The organism is Phaeobacter inhibens DSM 16374 (genome assembly GCF_000473105.1).
GTDB classification, from domain to species: domain Bacteria; phylum Pseudomonadota; class Alphaproteobacteria; order Rhodobacterales; family Rhodobacteraceae; genus Phaeobacter; species Phaeobacter inhibens.
In genome coordinates this window covers 1,681,068-1,697,195 of record NZ_KI421498.1, presented here as the reverse complement: position 1 = coordinate 1,697,195, position 16,128 = coordinate 1,681,068, and the positions used below count along the sequence as shown (strand labels likewise).

General features: G+C 63.8%; 17 protein-coding genes and 1 riboswitch. Of the genes, 3 read left to right on the top strand and 14 right to left on the bottom strand.

All coding sequences use genetic code 11. From position 1 onward, the window contains the following. Positions 1–159: 159 nt before the first annotated feature. Genes cobA through INHI_RS0111850 form a run of 5 tightly spaced genes read right to left on the bottom strand, consistent with a single transcriptional unit; the run spans position 160 to position 4,606 of the window. Complete coding sequence (cobA, locus tag INHI_RS0111870; protein WP_027247771.1) at positions 160–924, bottom strand: uroporphyrinogen-III C-methyltransferase; 765 nt, start codon at positions 922–924, stop codon at positions 160–162. Then, the gene (locus tag INHI_RS0111865; protein ID WP_027247770.1) at positions 921–2,240 is read right to left on the bottom strand and encodes a cobyrinic acid a,c-diamide synthase CobB; all 1,320 of its coding nucleotides are present in this window, start codon (positions 2,238–2,240) and stop codon (positions 921–923) included. The genes cobA and INHI_RS0111865 overlap by 4 nt, the downstream gene beginning before the upstream one ends. Before the next feature lie 16 nt (positions 2,241–2,256). After that, positions 2,257–3,051, bottom strand: a complete 795-nt coding sequence (cobM, locus tag INHI_RS0111860) for a precorrin-4 C(11)-methyltransferase (RefSeq protein ID WP_027247769.1) — start codon at positions 3,049–3,051, stop codon at positions 2,257–2,259. Further along, positions 3,048–3,425, bottom strand: a complete 378-nt coding sequence (locus INHI_RS0111855) for a cobalamin biosynthesis protein (RefSeq protein ID WP_027247768.1) — start codon at positions 3,423–3,425, stop codon at positions 3,048–3,050. Before INHI_RS0111855 ends, cobM begins: the two co-directional genes overlap by 4 nt. After that, positions 3,422–4,606, bottom strand: a complete 1,185-nt coding sequence (locus INHI_RS0111850) for a bifunctional cobalt-precorrin-7 (C(5))-methyltransferase/cobalt-precorrin-6B (C(15))-methyltransferase (protein ID WP_027247767.1) — start codon at positions 4,604–4,606, stop codon at positions 3,422–3,424. Before INHI_RS0111850 ends, INHI_RS0111855 begins: the two co-directional genes overlap by 4 nt. On the opposite strand from INHI_RS0111850, the gene INHI_RS0111845 reads away from it, so the two are divergent. Further along, positions 4,605–5,345: a cobalt-precorrin-6A reductase gene (locus tag INHI_RS0111845; protein WP_027247766.1), complete on the top strand. Its 741-nt coding sequence runs from the start codon at positions 4,605–4,607 to the stop codon at positions 5,343–5,345. The two genes, INHI_RS0111850 and INHI_RS0111845, sit on opposite strands and share 2 nt — an antisense overlap. Here INHI_RS0111845 and cobJ read toward each other — a convergent pair. The 7 genes from cobJ to INHI_RS0111810 all read right to left on the bottom strand — a co-directional run bounded on the left by cobJ (position 5,342) and on the right by INHI_RS0111810 (position 13,473). Beyond that, a complete protein-coding gene (cobJ, locus tag INHI_RS0111840; protein WP_027247765.1) occupies positions 5,342–6,106 on the bottom strand; it encodes a precorrin-3B C(17)-methyltransferase in 765 nt (254 codons plus the stop codon). The genes INHI_RS0111845 and cobJ overlap by 4 nt on opposite strands. Further along, a complete protein-coding gene (locus tag INHI_RS0111835; RefSeq protein ID WP_027247764.1) occupies positions 6,103–6,831 on the bottom strand; it encodes a precorrin-2 C(20)-methyltransferase in 729 nt (242 codons plus the stop codon). The genes cobJ and INHI_RS0111835 overlap by 4 nt, the downstream gene beginning before the upstream one ends. A 3-nt stretch (positions 6,832–6,834) precedes the next feature. Beyond that, positions 6,835–7,464, bottom strand: coding sequence for a precorrin-8X methylmutase (locus tag INHI_RS0111830; RefSeq protein WP_027247763.1), 630 nt, complete (start codon positions 7,462–7,464; stop codon positions 6,835–6,837). Between the two features lies 1 nt (position 7,465). After that, positions 7,466–8,644 carry a precorrin-3B synthase gene (cobG, locus tag INHI_RS0111825; RefSeq protein WP_027247762.1) on the bottom strand — a complete coding sequence of 393 codons (1,179 nt, stop codon included), beginning with the start codon at positions 8,642–8,644 and terminating at the stop codon, positions 7,466–7,468. Next, positions 8,641–11,886, bottom strand: a complete 3,246-nt coding sequence (gene cobN, locus INHI_RS0111820; protein ID WP_027247761.1) for a cobaltochelatase subunit CobN — start codon at positions 11,884–11,886, stop codon at positions 8,641–8,643. Before cobN ends, cobG begins: the two co-directional genes overlap by 4 nt. 110 nt (positions 11,887–11,996) lie before the next feature. Further along, on the bottom strand, positions 11,997–13,067 hold the full coding sequence (cobW, locus tag INHI_RS0111815) for a cobalamin biosynthesis protein CobW (RefSeq protein WP_027247760.1): 1,071 nt from the start codon (positions 13,065–13,067) through the stop codon (positions 11,997–11,999). Between the two features lie 4 nt (positions 13,068–13,071). Next, positions 13,072–13,473, bottom strand: a complete 402-nt coding sequence (locus INHI_RS0111810) for a DUF1636 family protein (RefSeq protein ID WP_027247759.1) — start codon at positions 13,471–13,473, stop codon at positions 13,072–13,074. Between the two features lie 99 nt (positions 13,474–13,572). Then, positions 13,573–13,787: riboswitch (cobalamin riboswitch) on the bottom strand. A 50-nt stretch (positions 13,788–13,837) separates the two neighbouring features. Here INHI_RS0111810 and cobO point away from each other — a divergent pair. Continuing rightward, positions 13,838–14,473: a cob(I)yrinic acid a,c-diamide adenosyltransferase gene (gene cobO, locus INHI_RS0111805; protein WP_027247758.1), complete on the top strand. Its 636-nt coding sequence runs from the start codon at positions 13,838–13,840 to the stop codon at positions 14,471–14,473. A 155-nt stretch (positions 14,474–14,628) separates the two neighbouring features. Here the strand turns inward: cobO and INHI_RS0111800 are convergent, their stop codons facing one another. Together INHI_RS0111800 and INHI_RS0111795 are read right to left on the bottom strand one after the other, a co-directional pair. Further along, complete coding sequence (locus tag INHI_RS0111800) at positions 14,629–15,036, bottom strand: VOC family protein (protein ID WP_027247757.1); 408 nt, start codon at positions 15,034–15,036, stop codon at positions 14,629–14,631. 2 nt (positions 15,037–15,038) lie between these two features. After that, positions 15,039–15,416: a VOC family protein gene (locus tag INHI_RS0111795; protein WP_027247756.1), complete on the bottom strand. Its 378-nt coding sequence runs from the start codon at positions 15,414–15,416 to the stop codon at positions 15,039–15,041. Between the two features lie 39 nt (positions 15,417–15,455). Here INHI_RS0111795 and INHI_RS0111790 point away from each other — a divergent pair, with 39 nt between their 5' ends. Further along, positions 15,456–16,001 (top strand): winged helix-turn-helix transcriptional regulator, encoded by a 546-nt coding sequence (locus tag INHI_RS0111790; protein ID WP_027247755.1) that lies wholly within the window; start codon positions 15,456–15,458, stop codon positions 15,999–16,001. Positions 16,002–16,128 lie beyond the last annotated feature (127 nt).

Sequence of the window (16,128 nt, the reverse complement as noted above, 5' to 3'; positions counted from 1 at the left end):
ATCCGGCCCCGCAGAAGGCGATTGCGACGCGCCCTTGGGTCAGCTGCCATGAACACGGAAAAATAGAAATATCCCACCCGCGAAACACGGGCAGGATGTGGCCTCTCAGAGCGGGATGACCTCTGGTCCGGGCGCAGGGGCCGCGCGGTGACCGGCTGGTTAGCCGTCGTCCTTTGCGCTGACCCCGGCATGGGCGGGATCCGCAGGCTGATCGGCAAGCGGGCCGTAGAGGATCAGCACCGGTGCCGTGGTCTCCATCGCACGCAGCACCTCCGGCAGCTCGCCGACTGTATGGCAATGCAAGGATTGCTCCGGTGTAGAAACCCCCAGTGCAATCAGCGCATGGGTTTGAGGTGGCAATCCTGCCTCCAGCAGCTTTTCCGCCAGTGAGGCAAAGGTCCGCTTGCCCATATAGACCACGGTGGTTGCATCCGGGTCCGCCAGTGCGGCGAGGTTCAGCTGATCGGGCAGCCCGCCAGTGACGTCGTGACCGGTGATGAACTGCAGCCGCCGCGCGGTCAGCCGTCGGGTCAGCGGGATATTCGCCGCCGCCGCCGCTGCCGAGGCCGCTGTGACACCGGGCACGATCTCAAACCCGATCCCGGCCTGCCGCAGCGCGGTGATCTCTTCCTCCAACCGGCCAAAGACACCGGAATCGCCGGATTTCAGCCGCACAACATGCAGCCCGCTATTGGCGTAATCGACCAGCAACTGGCTTACATGGTCTTGCTTGGGCGAGGGGCGGCCGGCCCGTTTGCCGACACCCACCAGATCCGCATCCGCGCGGGCATGGGTCAGGATCGGCCCTGAGGACAGATCGTCAAACAGCACCGCATCCGCCGCTTCCAGCCGTTTGACGGCCTTGACGGTCAGCAGTTCCGGATCACCGGGACCGGAGGACACAAAGCTGACAAAGCCGCTCATGCCTGCTCTCCGGTAATCAGATGGAAGAAGGTGCCGGTGACATGGCCTTTGATCGATCCGGTTTCCGGCACCGGGTTGCCGTCCGCATCCATGACATTGGCCAGCGGCGCATCGGGTTCGTCCAGAATGGTCGAATAGTGGAATTCGTGCCCCCGCAGTGCCGTGCCCGCTGCAAAGCCTGGCATTCCGGCCTGTAGCACAGCCCGGCGATAGCCAAGGTGGAATTTGCGCTTCTCGTAGGAGGTCACAAGACCCAGAAGGCCGGCCATCTGGTGCCGGTTGCCTTCCTTGTCGATCAGCGCCTCGCCGAGGGCCATGTAACCACCGCATTCGCCATGTACCGGCTTGGTCTCGGCGTGTTTGCGCAGCCCTGCGCGGAATGTCTCTGCCGCCGCCAGTGTGCCACCATGCAGTTCCGGATAGCCGCCAGGCAGCCAGACCAGATCGGCGTCCGCCGCAGGTGCTTCATCCGCCAGCGGCGAGAACGGCAGGATCTCTGCCCCCGCCGCGCGCCAGCCGGTCAGCAGATGCGGGTAAGTAAAGGAAAACGCCGCATCCCGCGCCAGCGCAATTCGCTGCGCCGGAGGCAGAGGCAGTTTTGCCGCCGCCGGAGCAGCACCTGCGAGGGCCGCCGACTTGATCGCCTCCAGATCGACATTCTCGCGCAGGAACGCCGCATAGCCTGCAATCGCCGCTTCCAGATCCGGATGCTCCACCGCCTGAATGAGGCCCAGATGCCGCTCCGGCAGCGCCAGATCGCCGCGTCGGGGCAGGGAACCCAGCACCTTGATCCCGGCCTTCTCCATGCCCAATCGCGTCAGCCGTTCATGGCGCGGGCTTGCCACCCGGTTCAGAATGACCCCGGCAAAGGGCACATCGGTGTCATAGTTCTTGAACCCAAGCGCCGTGGCGGCAGCGGATTGCGCCTGACCGCCCACATCGACCACCAGCACCACCGGCCAGCCCATGCGCTTGGCGGTCTCGGCAGAGGAGCCAAAACCCGACTGCCCGCGCGTGGCAACACCGTCATAAAGCCCCATGGAGCCTTCACCGATGCAGATTTCCGCACCCGCCGCCTGACCCGTGACCGCATCCAGCAGGCCTGCATCCATGGCCCAAGTGTCGAGGTTGAAACTGGGCCTGCCCGCCGCCGCAAGGTGGAAGGCCGGGTCGATGTAGTCCGGCCCACTTTTGTAGGGTTGCACCACCAGCCCGTCCTCTGCCAGCGCCCGCAACAGGCCCAGCATCACCGTGGTCTTGCCGGTACCCGAAGACGGTGCTGAGATCATCAGGCCGGGAGGGTTCATATCTGTCATTGGATCAGCCATTCTATCAATCATCCCCGTGGCTCCAGCTCGACCACGGGCTTTCAGCACTTTGCGGCCGGTAGCGGCGGTCGTATTCTGTGGAGTAAAGGCAGCTTTCGTCAAAACCTTCGCCCTTCAGTACCGGCCCTACCAGAACCAGCGCGGTGCGTGAAATCTTCTCGTCCAGCGATGCCTTCAGGGTGTCCAAAGTGGCGCGGATGATCTGCTGATCCGGCCAGCTGGCGCGGTAGACCACCGCCACCGGGCAATCAGCCCCGTAATGCGGCGTCAGGCTCTCCACCACATGATCCAGATTGCCGATCGACAGGTGGATCGCCAGCGTGGTGCCGGTGCGGGCGAAATTCTCCAGCGACTCGCCTGCAGGCATCGAAGACGCCCGCCCCGGTGTTCGTGTCAGCACCACTGACTGGCCCAGACCCGGTAGGGTCAGCTCGGTTCCCAGCGCAGCAGCAGCGGCGGCAAAGGACGGCACGCCGGGGGTAACGCTGACCGGAATGCCCTCGGCCTTCAGTCGGCGCAGCTGCTCGCCCATCGCGGACCACACCGACAGATCGCCGGAATGCAGCCGCGCCACGTCCTGACCTGCTTCATGGGCGGCCTTGATTTCACCCACGATGGCGTCCAGATCCATCGCCGCCGTGTTTACTACCTTGGCGTCCTTTGGGCAGTGGCTCAGGATTTCCTCCGGCACCAGCGAACCCGCATATAGGCACACCGGGCAGGCCGCGAGGATATCGCGCCCGCGTAAGGTAAGAAGGTCGGCAGCGCCCGGTCCGGCGCCAATGAAGTGAACGGTCATGGCTCAAGTCTCTCTGCTATGGCCGCGGTGGCAAGCCCATCCGCGGTGACAACTCTGGGGGCGAGAAGGCGCGATTTGGCGCCCGGCACCCCATGGCGCGCCCCGGCCAGCGCCGCGGCTTCCGCCAGCGACCCGGTGCCGAACCGCGCCTTGATCCGGGGCGAGCAGGTCAGCGTCTGCTCCCCGGCAATATCTGCTTCCTGCAATACAATCACCGGGAGGCCGATGCTGCGTGCAAACTCCTGCATGGCTGGGGCATGGGCCTTCTCTGCAATGGAGGCGACGGCATCCACATGCTCACCAGTCAGCGCCAGCGCGGCCTGCAAATCCGCTGCCGTTGCAGCCTCGCGAAAACCGATCCCCGCCACTTTCATCGGGTGACGCTCCACTGAATAACGGGCCGCGCCCGCTGCCAGTCGCGCATGGTTCCCAAGGGGCCGGCCTCGGCGATCTCAGCCTTCAGCAGATGCCCGCCGCGCGCAGCATGGGCCTGCATCAGCAGTGTTTCCGTCTCAAGCGTGACGCCATTTGCAACAAGCCGGGTTCCTTCCGGCAGGATCTCCCACAAATGATCCAGCATCTCTTGCGAGCCGCCGCCACCGATGAAAACGCAATCGGGCAGGAGATGGCCATCCAGCACATCCGGCGCCTTGCCCAGCACGGCTTGCATCCGGTGATCCAGTCCAAACCCCGCCGCATTGGCGCGGATATTCTCCAACCGGCTCTCACGCGGCTCAAAGGTGATCGCCCGCGCACCCCGCGCCGCCAGACACCATTCCACCGAAACCGAGCCGGACCCGCCGCCGATGTCCCACAGCAGCTCACCCGCACGCGGGGCCAGTGTCGATAGCGTCAGCGCCCGGATCGGCCGCTTGGTGATCTGCCCGTCACTGGCAAAAAGACTATCCGCCAGCCCCGAAGCCTGCGGCAGCCCGGGCCGCATGGCCTCGATGGTCATAAGGACCGGAGCTGCCCCCGGCGGCAGATCCCAAGCTTCGGCAGTGGCATGGAACAGCCTTTCCTTGGGGCCGCCAAGCCGCTCCATCACATGCAGCCGCGCACCCGGCTGGCCATTCGCAGCCAGCCAGGCCGCCAATTCCGCAGGCGCCGCCCCGTCCCGCAGGGTGCAGATCACCCGAACGCCCCGGCCCAGCAGCGGCAGCAGCCGCGCGTAAGGCGCCGCATGCAGTCCCAGGCACAGCACTTCTTCCAGCTTCCAGCCCAACCGGTTGGCCGCCAGTGCAAAACACGATGGCGAGGGGTGCGACACCCACTCACCCGCCTCCAGATCCCGCATCAGCGAGCCACCAGCGCCATGCCAGAACGGATCGCCCGAGGCCAGAACAACAACGCGCCGCCCCCGCGCCGCCAGCACTGGTTCGATGGAAAACGGCACCGGCCAGGGCTGGCCTTTGCCGCCAGCGCCAGCCAATTCCAGATGCCGGGGGCCGCCTATGATCACTTCGGCTTCCGCAAGCGCCTTCCGGCTTGCATCGCCCAAGCCTTCCAGTCCATTTTCGCCCAGACCAATGATTGTGAGCCACGGGTTAGACATGACACGCATCCTTCTTCTGGGCGGTACCACCGAGGCCTCGCAATTGGCCAAAACCCTTGCGGAAACTGGCGCGGATGCGGTGTTTTCCTACGCGGGCCGCACAGCCAAGCCCGTCAGCCAGCCGCTGCCCACCCGTGTCGGCGGCTTCGGCGGCGTGGAGAGGCTTTCGGAATATCTGAAGGCCGAAAGCATCACCCATGTGGTCGACGCCACCCACCCGTTTGCCGCGCAGATGAGCACCAATGCGGTTCACGCCTGCGAAGCGACGGATGTGAAGCTTTGCGCCTTCGAACGCCCGGCCTGGCAAGCGGGGGAGGGCGACGCTTGGGTTCACGCCGGGACTATTGATGAAGCCGTCAACGCTTTGCCCGACGCCGCGGCACGGGTGTTTCTGGCCATCGGCAAGCAGAACCTGACCCAGTTCGCAGTGAAACCCCAGCATCACTACCTGCTGCGGCTGGTGGATGCGCCGGAGGCCAATCTGCCGCTGCCGCACACCACGGTTGAGATTGCCCGCGGGCCGTTTGATGTGGCGGGCGACACTGCCCTGATGCAGCGCCACGGCATTACCCATGTGGTGGCCAAGAACGCAGGCGGCGCAGGGGCTGCGGCCAAACTCACCGCTGCGCGCACCCTCGGCCTGCCCGTCATCATGATCGGCAGACCGGACGTGCCTGCGCGGCCCATCAAGGGCAGCGTCGCAGAGGTGATGGCCTGGCTTTCGCATTCCGCCGCTTAACCCTCAGCCGCGTAACGGGGGGTGTAGACGTAGCTGCCAATCCGGCGGGTGTCGCGGTTGCCGACAATCACTACGGTGCGCATATCGGCCATCTCGGGCTTCGCGTCCTTCAGCGGCACGGTCAGCAGTTCCTGCCCCGGCTTGGTCACGTCGCGGGCAAATGTGATCAGCGTCTCCGCGCCGCAGGCCTCGCGCAGGATCTCCAGCGCGCGGGCAAACTGATGCGGCCGCGACTTCGAGCGCGGATTGTAAAACGCCATCGCCAGACCGGCCTCGCCGACCAGCTGCAGGCGCTTCTCAATCAGGCTCCAGGGCTTCAGATTATCGCTAAGGTTGATGGCCGCAAAATCATGCCCCAAGGGCGCCCCGATGGCGGCCGCGGCGGCCAGCATTGCGGTGATGCCGGGCAGCACCTTGATCTCCAGATCCAGCCATTCGGGGCGGCTTTCTGCATTGTTTTCAAGCGCTTCGAACACGGCAGAGGCCATGGCGAACACACCGGGATCACCAGAGGACACCACAACAACGCGCTTGCCCTCAGCGGCCATTTCCAACGCATGGGTGGCGCGGTCCACTTCGACCCGGTTGTCAGTGGCGTGCAGGGTCAGCCCCTCGCGCGGCGCGATGCGCTTCACATAGGGGATATAGCCGACGATATCCGTGGCCTCATCAATGACGTCACGCACTTCCTGCGTCACCAGCGCCTCATTGCCGGGGCCAAGCCCCGCAATCACTACCCAACCGTTTTGCGATAGTTTCATGGCCGGCGCCCCTGTCCGTGAACCAATACGATGGAGAAATAAGGCACCTCGCCGTCGATCTCCGACAGCTTCTGCACGGTCTGGCCGGGCATGGTGCCGCGTTCAACCAGCCAGGCGTCTTCGGCGCGGCCCGCGCGTTCCAGCGCGCGGCGCAGTTTGGGCAGGTTGCGGCCGATCTTCATCACCACTAGCGCGTCGGTTTCCGCCGCGCGCTTGGCCAATTCATCCTCGCTGAGAGTGGCCATCGCCACCGTCAGCACATCGTCCCCCCAGGTGATCGGCTGGCCGGAGGCGGTCCAGCAGCCGGACATGCCGGTGATGCCGGGAATGATTTCCTGCGCGGCACGGCCCTGCAGGCGGGTATAAAGATGCATGTAGGAGCCATAGAGGAACGGATCGCCCTCACAGAGCACCACCACGTCTTCGGTCTGTGCAATCTCGGCCAATGTGTCGGCCCACTGGTCATAGAACGCCGCCAGCACCCGGTTGTACTCAGGGTCCGAGAAATGGATTTCGGTCGTCACCGGGTATTCCATCGCGTGTTCGGTTACGCCCTCGGCCAGCATACCCTCGACAATGGCGCGGGCCTGGCCCTTGCGGCCGGCCTTGCGGAAATAGGCGATGTGACGCGCGCCGGAGATCATCCGGTGCGAGCGGACGCTCATCAGATCGGGATCACCGGGGCCGAGCCCCGCGCAGATGACTTTACCCTTGGACATGGTCATCTTTTACTCTTTCCAGCTCGCCAGCGCGTTGACGGCAGCCACGGTGATAGCGGAGCCACCCAAACGCCCTTTGACGATCATTGACGGCACCGGCAGGTCCTCCATCAGCGCATCCTTGGATTCCATCGCACCGACAAAACCCACGGGGCAGCCGATGATTGCGGCGGGGCGGGGGCACGCGGGGTCTTGCAGCATATTCAGCAGATGGAACAGCGCGGTGGGGGCGTTGCCGATGGCCACAACCGCGCCTTCCAGTTTCGGGCGCCACAGTTCCAGCGCGGCAGCGGAGCGGGTGTTGGACATTTCCTTGGCCATATCCGGCACTTTCGGGTCGCGCAGGGTGCAGATCACCTCATTGTCCGCAGGCAGGCGCGGGCGGGTGATGCCTTCGCTCACCATATAGGCGTCGCAGAGGATCGGCGCGCCCTTGGCAAGCGCTGCGCGGGCGGTCTCTGCCATGCCGTCGGAAAACCGCACATGCTCCTCCAGCCCCACCATGCCGGCGGCGTGGATCATGCGGACGACGACAACTTCCTCGTCCTTGGTGAAGCGCACCAGATCGGCCTCGCGGCGGATGGTGGCAAAGCTTTCGGCATAGATCGCGGCGCCGTTGGTCTCATAGGTGTGGAGCATATCAGCTGCCCTCTGTCATAAGGTCTGGAGCGGCGCGCAATGCATCGGCGCTCAGGGAGGTGTTTAGCGGGTGATCCGCGGCAGTGCCATTGCGGATCAGATCAAATCGGTCAGTGTTGGTCGCCGTCAGAACCAGATCGGCGGGGAGGGGGTGGGCGCAACCCTTGGCACATCCGGAAATATGCAGGTGTTGACCAACGGGGACCGCAGCGGCCAGATCACGCGCCAGATCGCGCGTGACCGCGCGCGCCTGCGGGCAACCGGGTGCACCGGTGCAGGCGCTCACCCGCAGGCGGGGATCCGTTGCATCCAGGATCAGGCCGGGCAGGGGCGGCAGGCTGCTGATGTCTTCCACCAGCAGCATCCGCCAGGGAGTCAGCCGCAGCGCGCCGTGATCGGCTAAAGCTGCCAGCGCACGGGCAGGCAACTGGCCAAATTCCAGCGCCACCAACAGGCCTGATGTGGTTGCCCCCGGCTGCTGTGGTGCAATCTGCGTTGCGCTGGGGGCGGCTGCGACATGCACTGCGGGTGGTGTGCGGCGCGCAATCAACTGGTGCATTCTGCCACGCCCCTCGGAGGCGCCGCCCTGGTCGAGAAACCAGCGGGCCAGCGTGAGGGCTTCGCCTGCGGCAGTTTCAGCGGTGACCGGCAGACCCGTGTCTGCACCCTCTGCACGCAAGATTAGCCCGTCGGGGCCACGTTCGATACGGATATCGGCGGCGGTGTCCGTCAGGACCGGGGCAGCACCGCAATCCACGGCAAAACCGAATTTACCCGGCAACTTCAGATCGCGGGCCTGTGTTAGCGCTGCGGCCAGATCCTGTGCAATCTTGTGGCTGTCGTCGCCTGCGCGCCAGAACGGCGTCAGGGTGATATTGCGGCGCGCTTCGGCACCTGCATCCTCATCCACCAGATCCAGATCGCGCAGTCCCGCGATCAGCGCGCGGTGGGCGTCTTCGCGGATGCCGCGCAATTGGAGGTTGGCGCGGGCGGAAATATCGACAAGGCCAGATCCATAATGCTGCGACAGCTCGGCCAGACCGCGCGCCTGTTCAGGCGTGAGCCGCCCCAAAGGTGCGCGCACCCGCACCACCAGCCCGTCGCCCGACATCATCGGACGCAGCGCGCCGGGGCACCAGCCATAGACTTTGGGCGGTGAAGAAGCGGCTTGGCCAGTCACACCGCATCCTCCAGTTCGGCCATGATGGAGTTGCGCCGCGTGCTCCAGAGACCCGCGTCAAACAGCGCGCGAAAGCGGTCGCGCATGGCCTGAAGCGCATCGGGGTTTTCGCGGCTCATGAATTCAACGAGATCCTCGCGGCCCAAAGTGGCCTCGAAATAGAGATCAAACAGATGCGGCTGCACCACCTGTGCCAGATGCGCAAAGGCGGCCATGTGATCCAGCGTCGCCGCGATTTCCGCCGCGCCGCGAAAGCCGTGGTTCATCATCGAGGTGGCCCAGTCCGGGTTGGCCGCACGGGCACGGGTGACGCGGGCGATCTCCTCACCCAAGCTGCGCGCCTGCAGTTTGTCCGGGCGGGTGGCATCCATGTGGTAAAGCGCAGGGGCGGCCTGGCCGATGCGCGCCATGGCGGCGGCAAATCCAGCCTCATGCGCGGCATAATCCGACGCCACCAGCAGGTCGGTTTCCGGCAGGTCCTGCAGGTGCACAAAACTATCCGTGGTTTGCAGCCGGGCCTCCAGCGCGGCGCGTGCCTCACTGATATCGCCCTTGGCATCAATCGCGTGCGAAGACGCATTGAGCCAGGCCTCGCCCGCTGCTGCGCGGGCCTCGTCGGTGTAGTCATCCAGATGCGGGTTCATCGACAGGCCATACTGGCCCGGTTTCGGACCAAAGACGCGGGGCGTCTCGATCAGATAGGGATTGTCTGCGGCGCTCTCTTCCCGTGCCGCCAGTGCGGCGGCGGCGGTCTCGAACATCTGGGCAAGGCCGGGGAAGACATCGCGGAACAGACCGGAAACCCGCAGGGTGACATCAATGCGCGGGCGGTTCAGCATTGAGAGCGGCAGCACTTCGAAACCGGAGACGCGCTCGGAGCCTTCGTCCCATTTGGGCGCCAACCCGGCAAGATGCAGCGCCATGGCAAATTCCTCGCCTGCGGTGCGCATGGTGGCAGAGCCCCAGAGATCAATCACCAAGCCCTTGGGCCAGTCACCGTGGTCCTGAAGGTGGCGGCGCAGCAGCTCTTCCGCCAGCTTGACCCCTTGCGCCTGCGCCGCCCGCGACGGCACCGCGCGGGGATCCGTGGTAAAGAGGTTGCGCCCGGTCGGGATCACATCCGCCCGACCCCGATACGGCGAACCGGACGGGCCGGGGGGCACCATATGCCCGTTCAGCGCTGCAATCAGACCGGCGCGTTCCTCGGCGCCACATTGACCGGTGCCAAAGATGTGCAACCCCTCGCCATATTGGCTTTCCTTGATGTCGCAGACAAAGGCATCGATGCGGGTGATCGCTTCGGCGGCGCAGCTGTTTGAGGTGAGGCCAAGATCAGCCTCCACGCCTGTTCCTTGCGCCTCGGTTCGGATGCTGTCGATCAGCCGGTCGCGGCGGGCGGGGTCCAGACCGTCGGCGGTGGAATATTCATCCAGCAGGCTTTCCAGCCGCGCCATGCCGTCCGGCAGATTGGTCTGGGCCAGTGGCGGTGGCAGATGGCCAAGTGTAACCGCGCCAATGCGGCGCTTGGCCTGTGCGGCCTCGCCCGGATCATTGACGATAAAGGGATAGGCAACCGGCAACGGGCCGGTCAGCACCTCGGGCCAGCAGGCAGCCGAAAGCGCGACGGATTTGCCCGGCAGCCATTCCAGCGTGCCATGGGCGCCGATGTGCACAAGGGCATCGGCCTGCGCCCGCAGCCACATGTAAAACGCCACATAGGCATGGCGCGGGGTACGGTCGAGGTCGTGGTAGTCGTCGACGCGGGTTTTCACTTCGCCGCGCTCCGGTTGCAGCGCGATCAGCGCCTTGCCTGCTCGCAACGCTTTGAAATGAAACGCCCCATCGCGGCAATCTGGGTCTTCCTCCGGCTGGCCCCAAGCCGCAGCCAGGGTGTCCTGTAGATCCTGCGGCAGGGTTGCAAGGGCGGTTCTGTAGTCCTGCAACGGCAGGCTCAGCGTTTCGTCCATCAGGCGCAGGCCGGTGCTTTCCAGCGGTTCGACCACATAGCCCTGATCCCATAGCTCGCGCAGGATTTCATCGCAGGAGGCGAGCGCATCCAGTCCCACCGCATGGGCCAGATTGTGATCGCGCCCCGGATAGGTCGACAGCACCAGCGCCAGACGTTTGTCATGATTGGGCAGTTGCGCCAGCCGCAGCCAGCCTTCGATCCGGTCCACCGCGGCCTTTACCCGGTCCATGTCGGCGCGATGGGCAAAGCGGGAATATTGCAGGTCCGGGTCTTTCTTGCCCGGCGCCTTGAAACTGACCAGCCCTGCGAAAATGCGGCCATCCACCTCGGGCAGCACCACATGCATGGCCAGATCGGCTGGTGACAGACCCCGGTCGGCCTCGGCCCAGTCCTTGCGCCGCGCGGTCGACAGGGCCACCTGAAACACCGGGCAGCCGGTGGTGGACAGCGGCGAGGTGCTGCCGTCGCTGCCCTGCGCGGAAAATGCCGTGGCGTTGATGATCGCAGCCGGGGCCAGATCGGGCAGGGCGCTGCGCAGCCAGTCGGCAGCTTCCGGCGCCTTCAGGCTGGCGGCAAAGACGCCATAGGCGGCATAGCCCCGTCCGCGCAGCTCGCCGATCAGCGCATCGACAGGCCCGGTGTCGGCGGCGGTCAGATAGGAGCGGTAAAAACTGACCAGAACCAGCGGTTTGTCCTGTTCTGGCAGCTCTGCCAAGACGCCGCGATCCGGGTCGTAACAGCCATATTGCGGCACGGATTTCAGCCCCGTCACCGGACCGGCATAGAGCCCCGCCGCCAGCGACAGTTGCGCCAGTGCGGCCTGCGCGGCCACGGCCCCGCCGCTATCGCAGAGATGTTGCAGACGGCGCAGGGTTGAAACCGGCAGGGTCGACAGCTCATCCAGACGCGGATCTTCGCGTCCGTCAGCGGGCAGGATCGCCAGCGCGATGCCCTTGCGGCGGGCCATGTCCTGCAACGTGGCAAGCCCGTAGGACCAATAGCTTTCGCCGCCGATAAGACGCACAAGGACGCCCTTGGCGCCCTCCAGTGTCTGCTCGGCATAGACGTCCACCGAGAGCGGGTGTTTCAACGCCACCAGATTGGCGAGTCGCAGTGAGGGCAGCCGGTCCTTGCCGCGATGCCAGCCCGCCGCGAAGGCCCCGAGATCGCTGTCGGAGAAGGACAGCACCACAAGATCCGCAGGCGTCTGCCCCAGATCCTGTGGTGTATCACTCTCGTCGAGGCCGTGGCTTTCGCGGAAGACGACATGCATGGGTCAGGCTCCTTGCCTGAAGAGGTATATGGAAACGGCGAACCTGCACGCGCCCGGCCCGGCCGGGTGGGCGAGACCGTCGAAAATCTGGCGCTTCGCAGGCATCCGTTTCAGGCCCCCAGCTCGGCGCGGATGGCCTCGGCGTCGATATTGTCATGCTCGGCGATGACCACGAGAACGGTCTTGCGCGCCTGTGCGCCCCAGGGCTGGTCATATTGCGCGCGCAGGCGTTCACCCACGGCCTGAACGAGCATCCGCATCGGTTTTCCTTCCACCGCAACATAGCCTTTGACGCGCAGGATATTGCGCTCGCGGGCGAGTTTCACGATGGCATCCTGCAACAGTTGCGGATCGGAGACTTCGCCCATTTCGACCACGATTGTATCAAAATCGTCATGGCTGTGGTCGTGATCATGATGGTGGTCGTGATCATCGTCGTGATGATGGTGGTGTTCGTGATGCGAGGGGCGCGCGTCCAGATCATCTTCGGCGGCGGCCTCAAGCCCCAGAATGACGCGCGGGTCGATCACGCCTTCGGACATCGACAGGATCGGCAATTTGCGCGGCGCTTCCGCCTCGATCATGCTGCGGGCCTTGTCCAGACCCTCCTCACCGGCCAGATCGGCCTTGGACAACAGGATGATATCGGCGCAGGAGATCTGATCCTTGAACAGTTCCGACAGCGGGGTTTCGTGGTCGATGCCTTCATCGGCCTCGCGCTGGGCCTGCACCGCATCCAGATCGGTGGCGAACTGACCCTTGGCGACCGCTTCGGCGTCGGCCAGCGCTACCACGCCATCCACGGTGATGCGCGACCGGATCGCGGGCCAGTCAAACGCCTTCAGCAGCGGTTTCGGCAGCGCCAGACCAGAGGTCTCGATCACGATGTGGTCGGGTTTTTCCGGCAGGTTCATCAGCTGTTCGATGGTCGGGATGAAATCATCGGCCACAGTGCAGCAGATGCAGCCATTGGCCAGTTCCATGATGTTCTCTGCCGGGCAGTTGTCATCGGCGCAGGATTTGAGGATTTCGCCGTCCACACCAGCGGTGCCAAACTCATTGACCACGACGGCCAGACGCTTGCCCTGCGGATTCTGCATCAGGTGGCGGATCAGGGTGGTTTTGCCCGCACCAAGGAAGCCGGTGATAACGGTGACGGGGATTTTATTCAGGTCGCTCATGGGGTCAATCCTTGGACAACGATGGAGGAGTGGAAGGCGCCGCCACAGGTGCGGGCGGGATGCGGGCGATGGATTGCTTGCGGAACACCACGGGGCGTTCGCGCCAGGGCACCAGACCATCCGTGGTGGCGGCATAGGCGGCAGCGCCGGTCAGGATGTCGGGCACATGTTCGTCGGGATCAAGATCGCCGTAGATGTAGCTCCAGCGGGCGTCGCCGCCGCTTAGCACCATGGAGCAGCCACGGGTGCAGGCCGACAGGCATTCGACACCGCGCACCGCAACGCCCTCCGGCAGATCGGCGTCTTGCAGGGCGGCCAGCATGCGGGAGCCGGGGCGCGGGGCCTCCGGGTCGGTCACCTCGCCGCGACGGCAGGTGGTGCAGATCGTCAGTGTTACCTCGGCCATGAGCGCCCTTCACTTGGTTCCAGCGAGGGGGCTGCGAGCCAGCGGGGGCGCGAAGATCGCGCAGGTATCCCAGCCAGTCGCGGAACACCCCGTCCGCCCGTTGCGTTTCTTTTGTTGGCAGGTCTCCCGGCTTGCGGATGCCAAGGCCTGGGGCCTTGACGGTCATCCTGCCTTCCCGAGTTTCCTCAGTGGCATCGGAGACCTCTCCGGTCACGGTCGCGGGGGCGGCTGTGCTTGGCCGGACCCTGATGGCCCAACTGTCACATTCCCTCTTCGCCTGCCAAATGGCAGGAACCAACAAAACCCCCTTGCGCCATTGCCCCTGTCTTTGTCAAGACATGGGCGAACCAGTAGGAGAGCCCCCATGAGCGATACGCCCGAGACCGACATTTCCGAAGCAGAAGCGGCACGCCATGCGGCGAAGATGGCCAAGAAGAAGGCCGCCCGCGACCGCATGATGCAAAACAAGGACGGCGAGAAAGGACTGATCATCGTCCACACCGGCCCGGGCAAGGGCAAATCCAGCTCTGGTTTCGGCATGATCATGCGCTGCATTGCCCATAAAATGCCCTCAGCTGTGGTGCAGTTCATCAAGGGCGCCTGGCAGACCGGCGAACGGACGCTGATCGAAGAAAACTTCAGCGAGTTGTGCCAGTTTTACGCGATGGGCGAAGGCTTTACCTGGGAGACCCAGGACAAGGCCCGCGATATTGCCGCCGCGCAAAAGGGCTGGGAAAAGGCCAAGGAGATGATCCGCGATGAGCGCAATACCATGGTGCTCTTGGATGAGATCAACATCGCCCTGCGCTATGACTATATCGACATTGCGGATGTCGTGGAGTTTCTGGAAACCGAAAAGCCGCCGATGACCCATGTGGTGCTGACCGGCCGTAACGCCAAGGAAGAGCTGATCGAGATTGCCGATCTGGTCACCGAGATGGGCCAGATCAAACACCCCTTCCGCGACGGTATCAAAGCCCAGAAAGGCGTCGAATTCTGATCTGTTGTGAGAATCTGGAAATGGAACGCCCCCGCTGTGAAATGCGGGGGCGTTCCGCCCGAACTGCGCCGGATTGAGAAACCGTAAGGGTTCGCATTGGACCTCGCAACAACGGGTGCAGCCGCGATTTTCAACGGTCGCGAAATCCTGAATGCTTACGGCAGGTCATAAAGCCCGAGGGCATTCCCATCAGGGTCGGTAAACTCCGAATAGGTCACGACATCTGGAATTTGGATTGCTTCGCCGGTGTCAATGCCAGCGTCAGCCCATTTGGCCTGAGACGCGGCCATATCGTCCACCAAAAACCTGACGACGGCCCCGGAGGGCTGGGGATCATCGGTTTCGAAAATCTGATACCATGTCTCGGGTGTCACCTTAAATTCAACAACACCCGGAACAGGCCTTAGGACCTCAACCTCAGCGCCAAATAGGGCGAGGTACCATTCCTCTGCATCGGTGATTGAGGCCACGGGAACCCCGACGGTGACTTCCTCGAAGGGGGCTGTGGAGGCGACACCCGCCGAAAACAGCAGGGCGATAGACGCTGTGCAGAGCCGACGCATCCCTACGCGCCACCGGTCAAATCTTGAGCCAGCATCATCGCGTTGCCGTCAGGATCATAGAAGGTTGCCGTCTTGACCATACCTTCGACGACATCGGTTTCGCCGTCAAATTTCACCTTGGCCTGTTCCAGTTTTTGCCGTGCCGCATCCAGATCCGCGATGCCGAAGACGGGAACACAGTTTCCGGGGGCGGGTTTGGTATGCTCACCCAGACCGATTGTGACGCCGGTCGTATTAGTCTGCAGCTCCGACCATCCGGCCTCATCCGCATGGTAGATCGTATCAAACCCAAGCATGGTTTTGAACCAATCCGCACTGGCGTGGCGATCCTTGACCGAAAACGAGATGGTGATGGTTTTTTCCAATGAAATAAGCGCCATGGTCTTCCCTTTTGATCTAAAATATACTAACTATACTTTATGGACATTGAGACGTTTGTCAACACCACCTCAAGAGCTTGGGCCATCCCCATTTTGGCCCATCTGCACGCAGGCATTGCCGGGCGACAGGCGCCGCTGCTGACGGCCACCGGGGCAAGCAGGACTGCGTTTGCGCAAAGCATCGATCACCTGATTTCAATCGGGTTGCTGGAGCGAAACCCCGGTTATGGTCACCCGCTGCGTCCGGAGTTTCGACTGACGACGCTGGGGATTTCCGCCGCCGTCACCGCCAATAAAATTCACAGTGTCACTGCCAAGGAAGATCAGGATTTGCTGCGGCGCTCGTGGACTTTGCCGGTACTGACAGCACTGCATGAGCCGAGCCACTTCAATGACATAAAGCGGAATCTGCGCACGATTACCGATCGCGCCTTGTCTCAGTCGCTGAAAACGATGGAGGGCCGGAAATGGGTGCATCGCCACGTGGATGAGGCTGCCCGCCCTCCGCGATCTATCTACCGCGCGGTGAACACCGGTGGGCTGATCAGTCGTGTCGTGGCCAGCGAAATCAGCTTTAACGGATAGGCGCCTGTCAGCCTGAAATCACGAGAGACAGCATTGCCCTGAAGGGCCGTCTGAACAGATGGCGCGCCACTCGGGAGGGGCTGGCGCCTCGTGCTACGCACTTTCCACGACCAAAGGGCACAGGCAA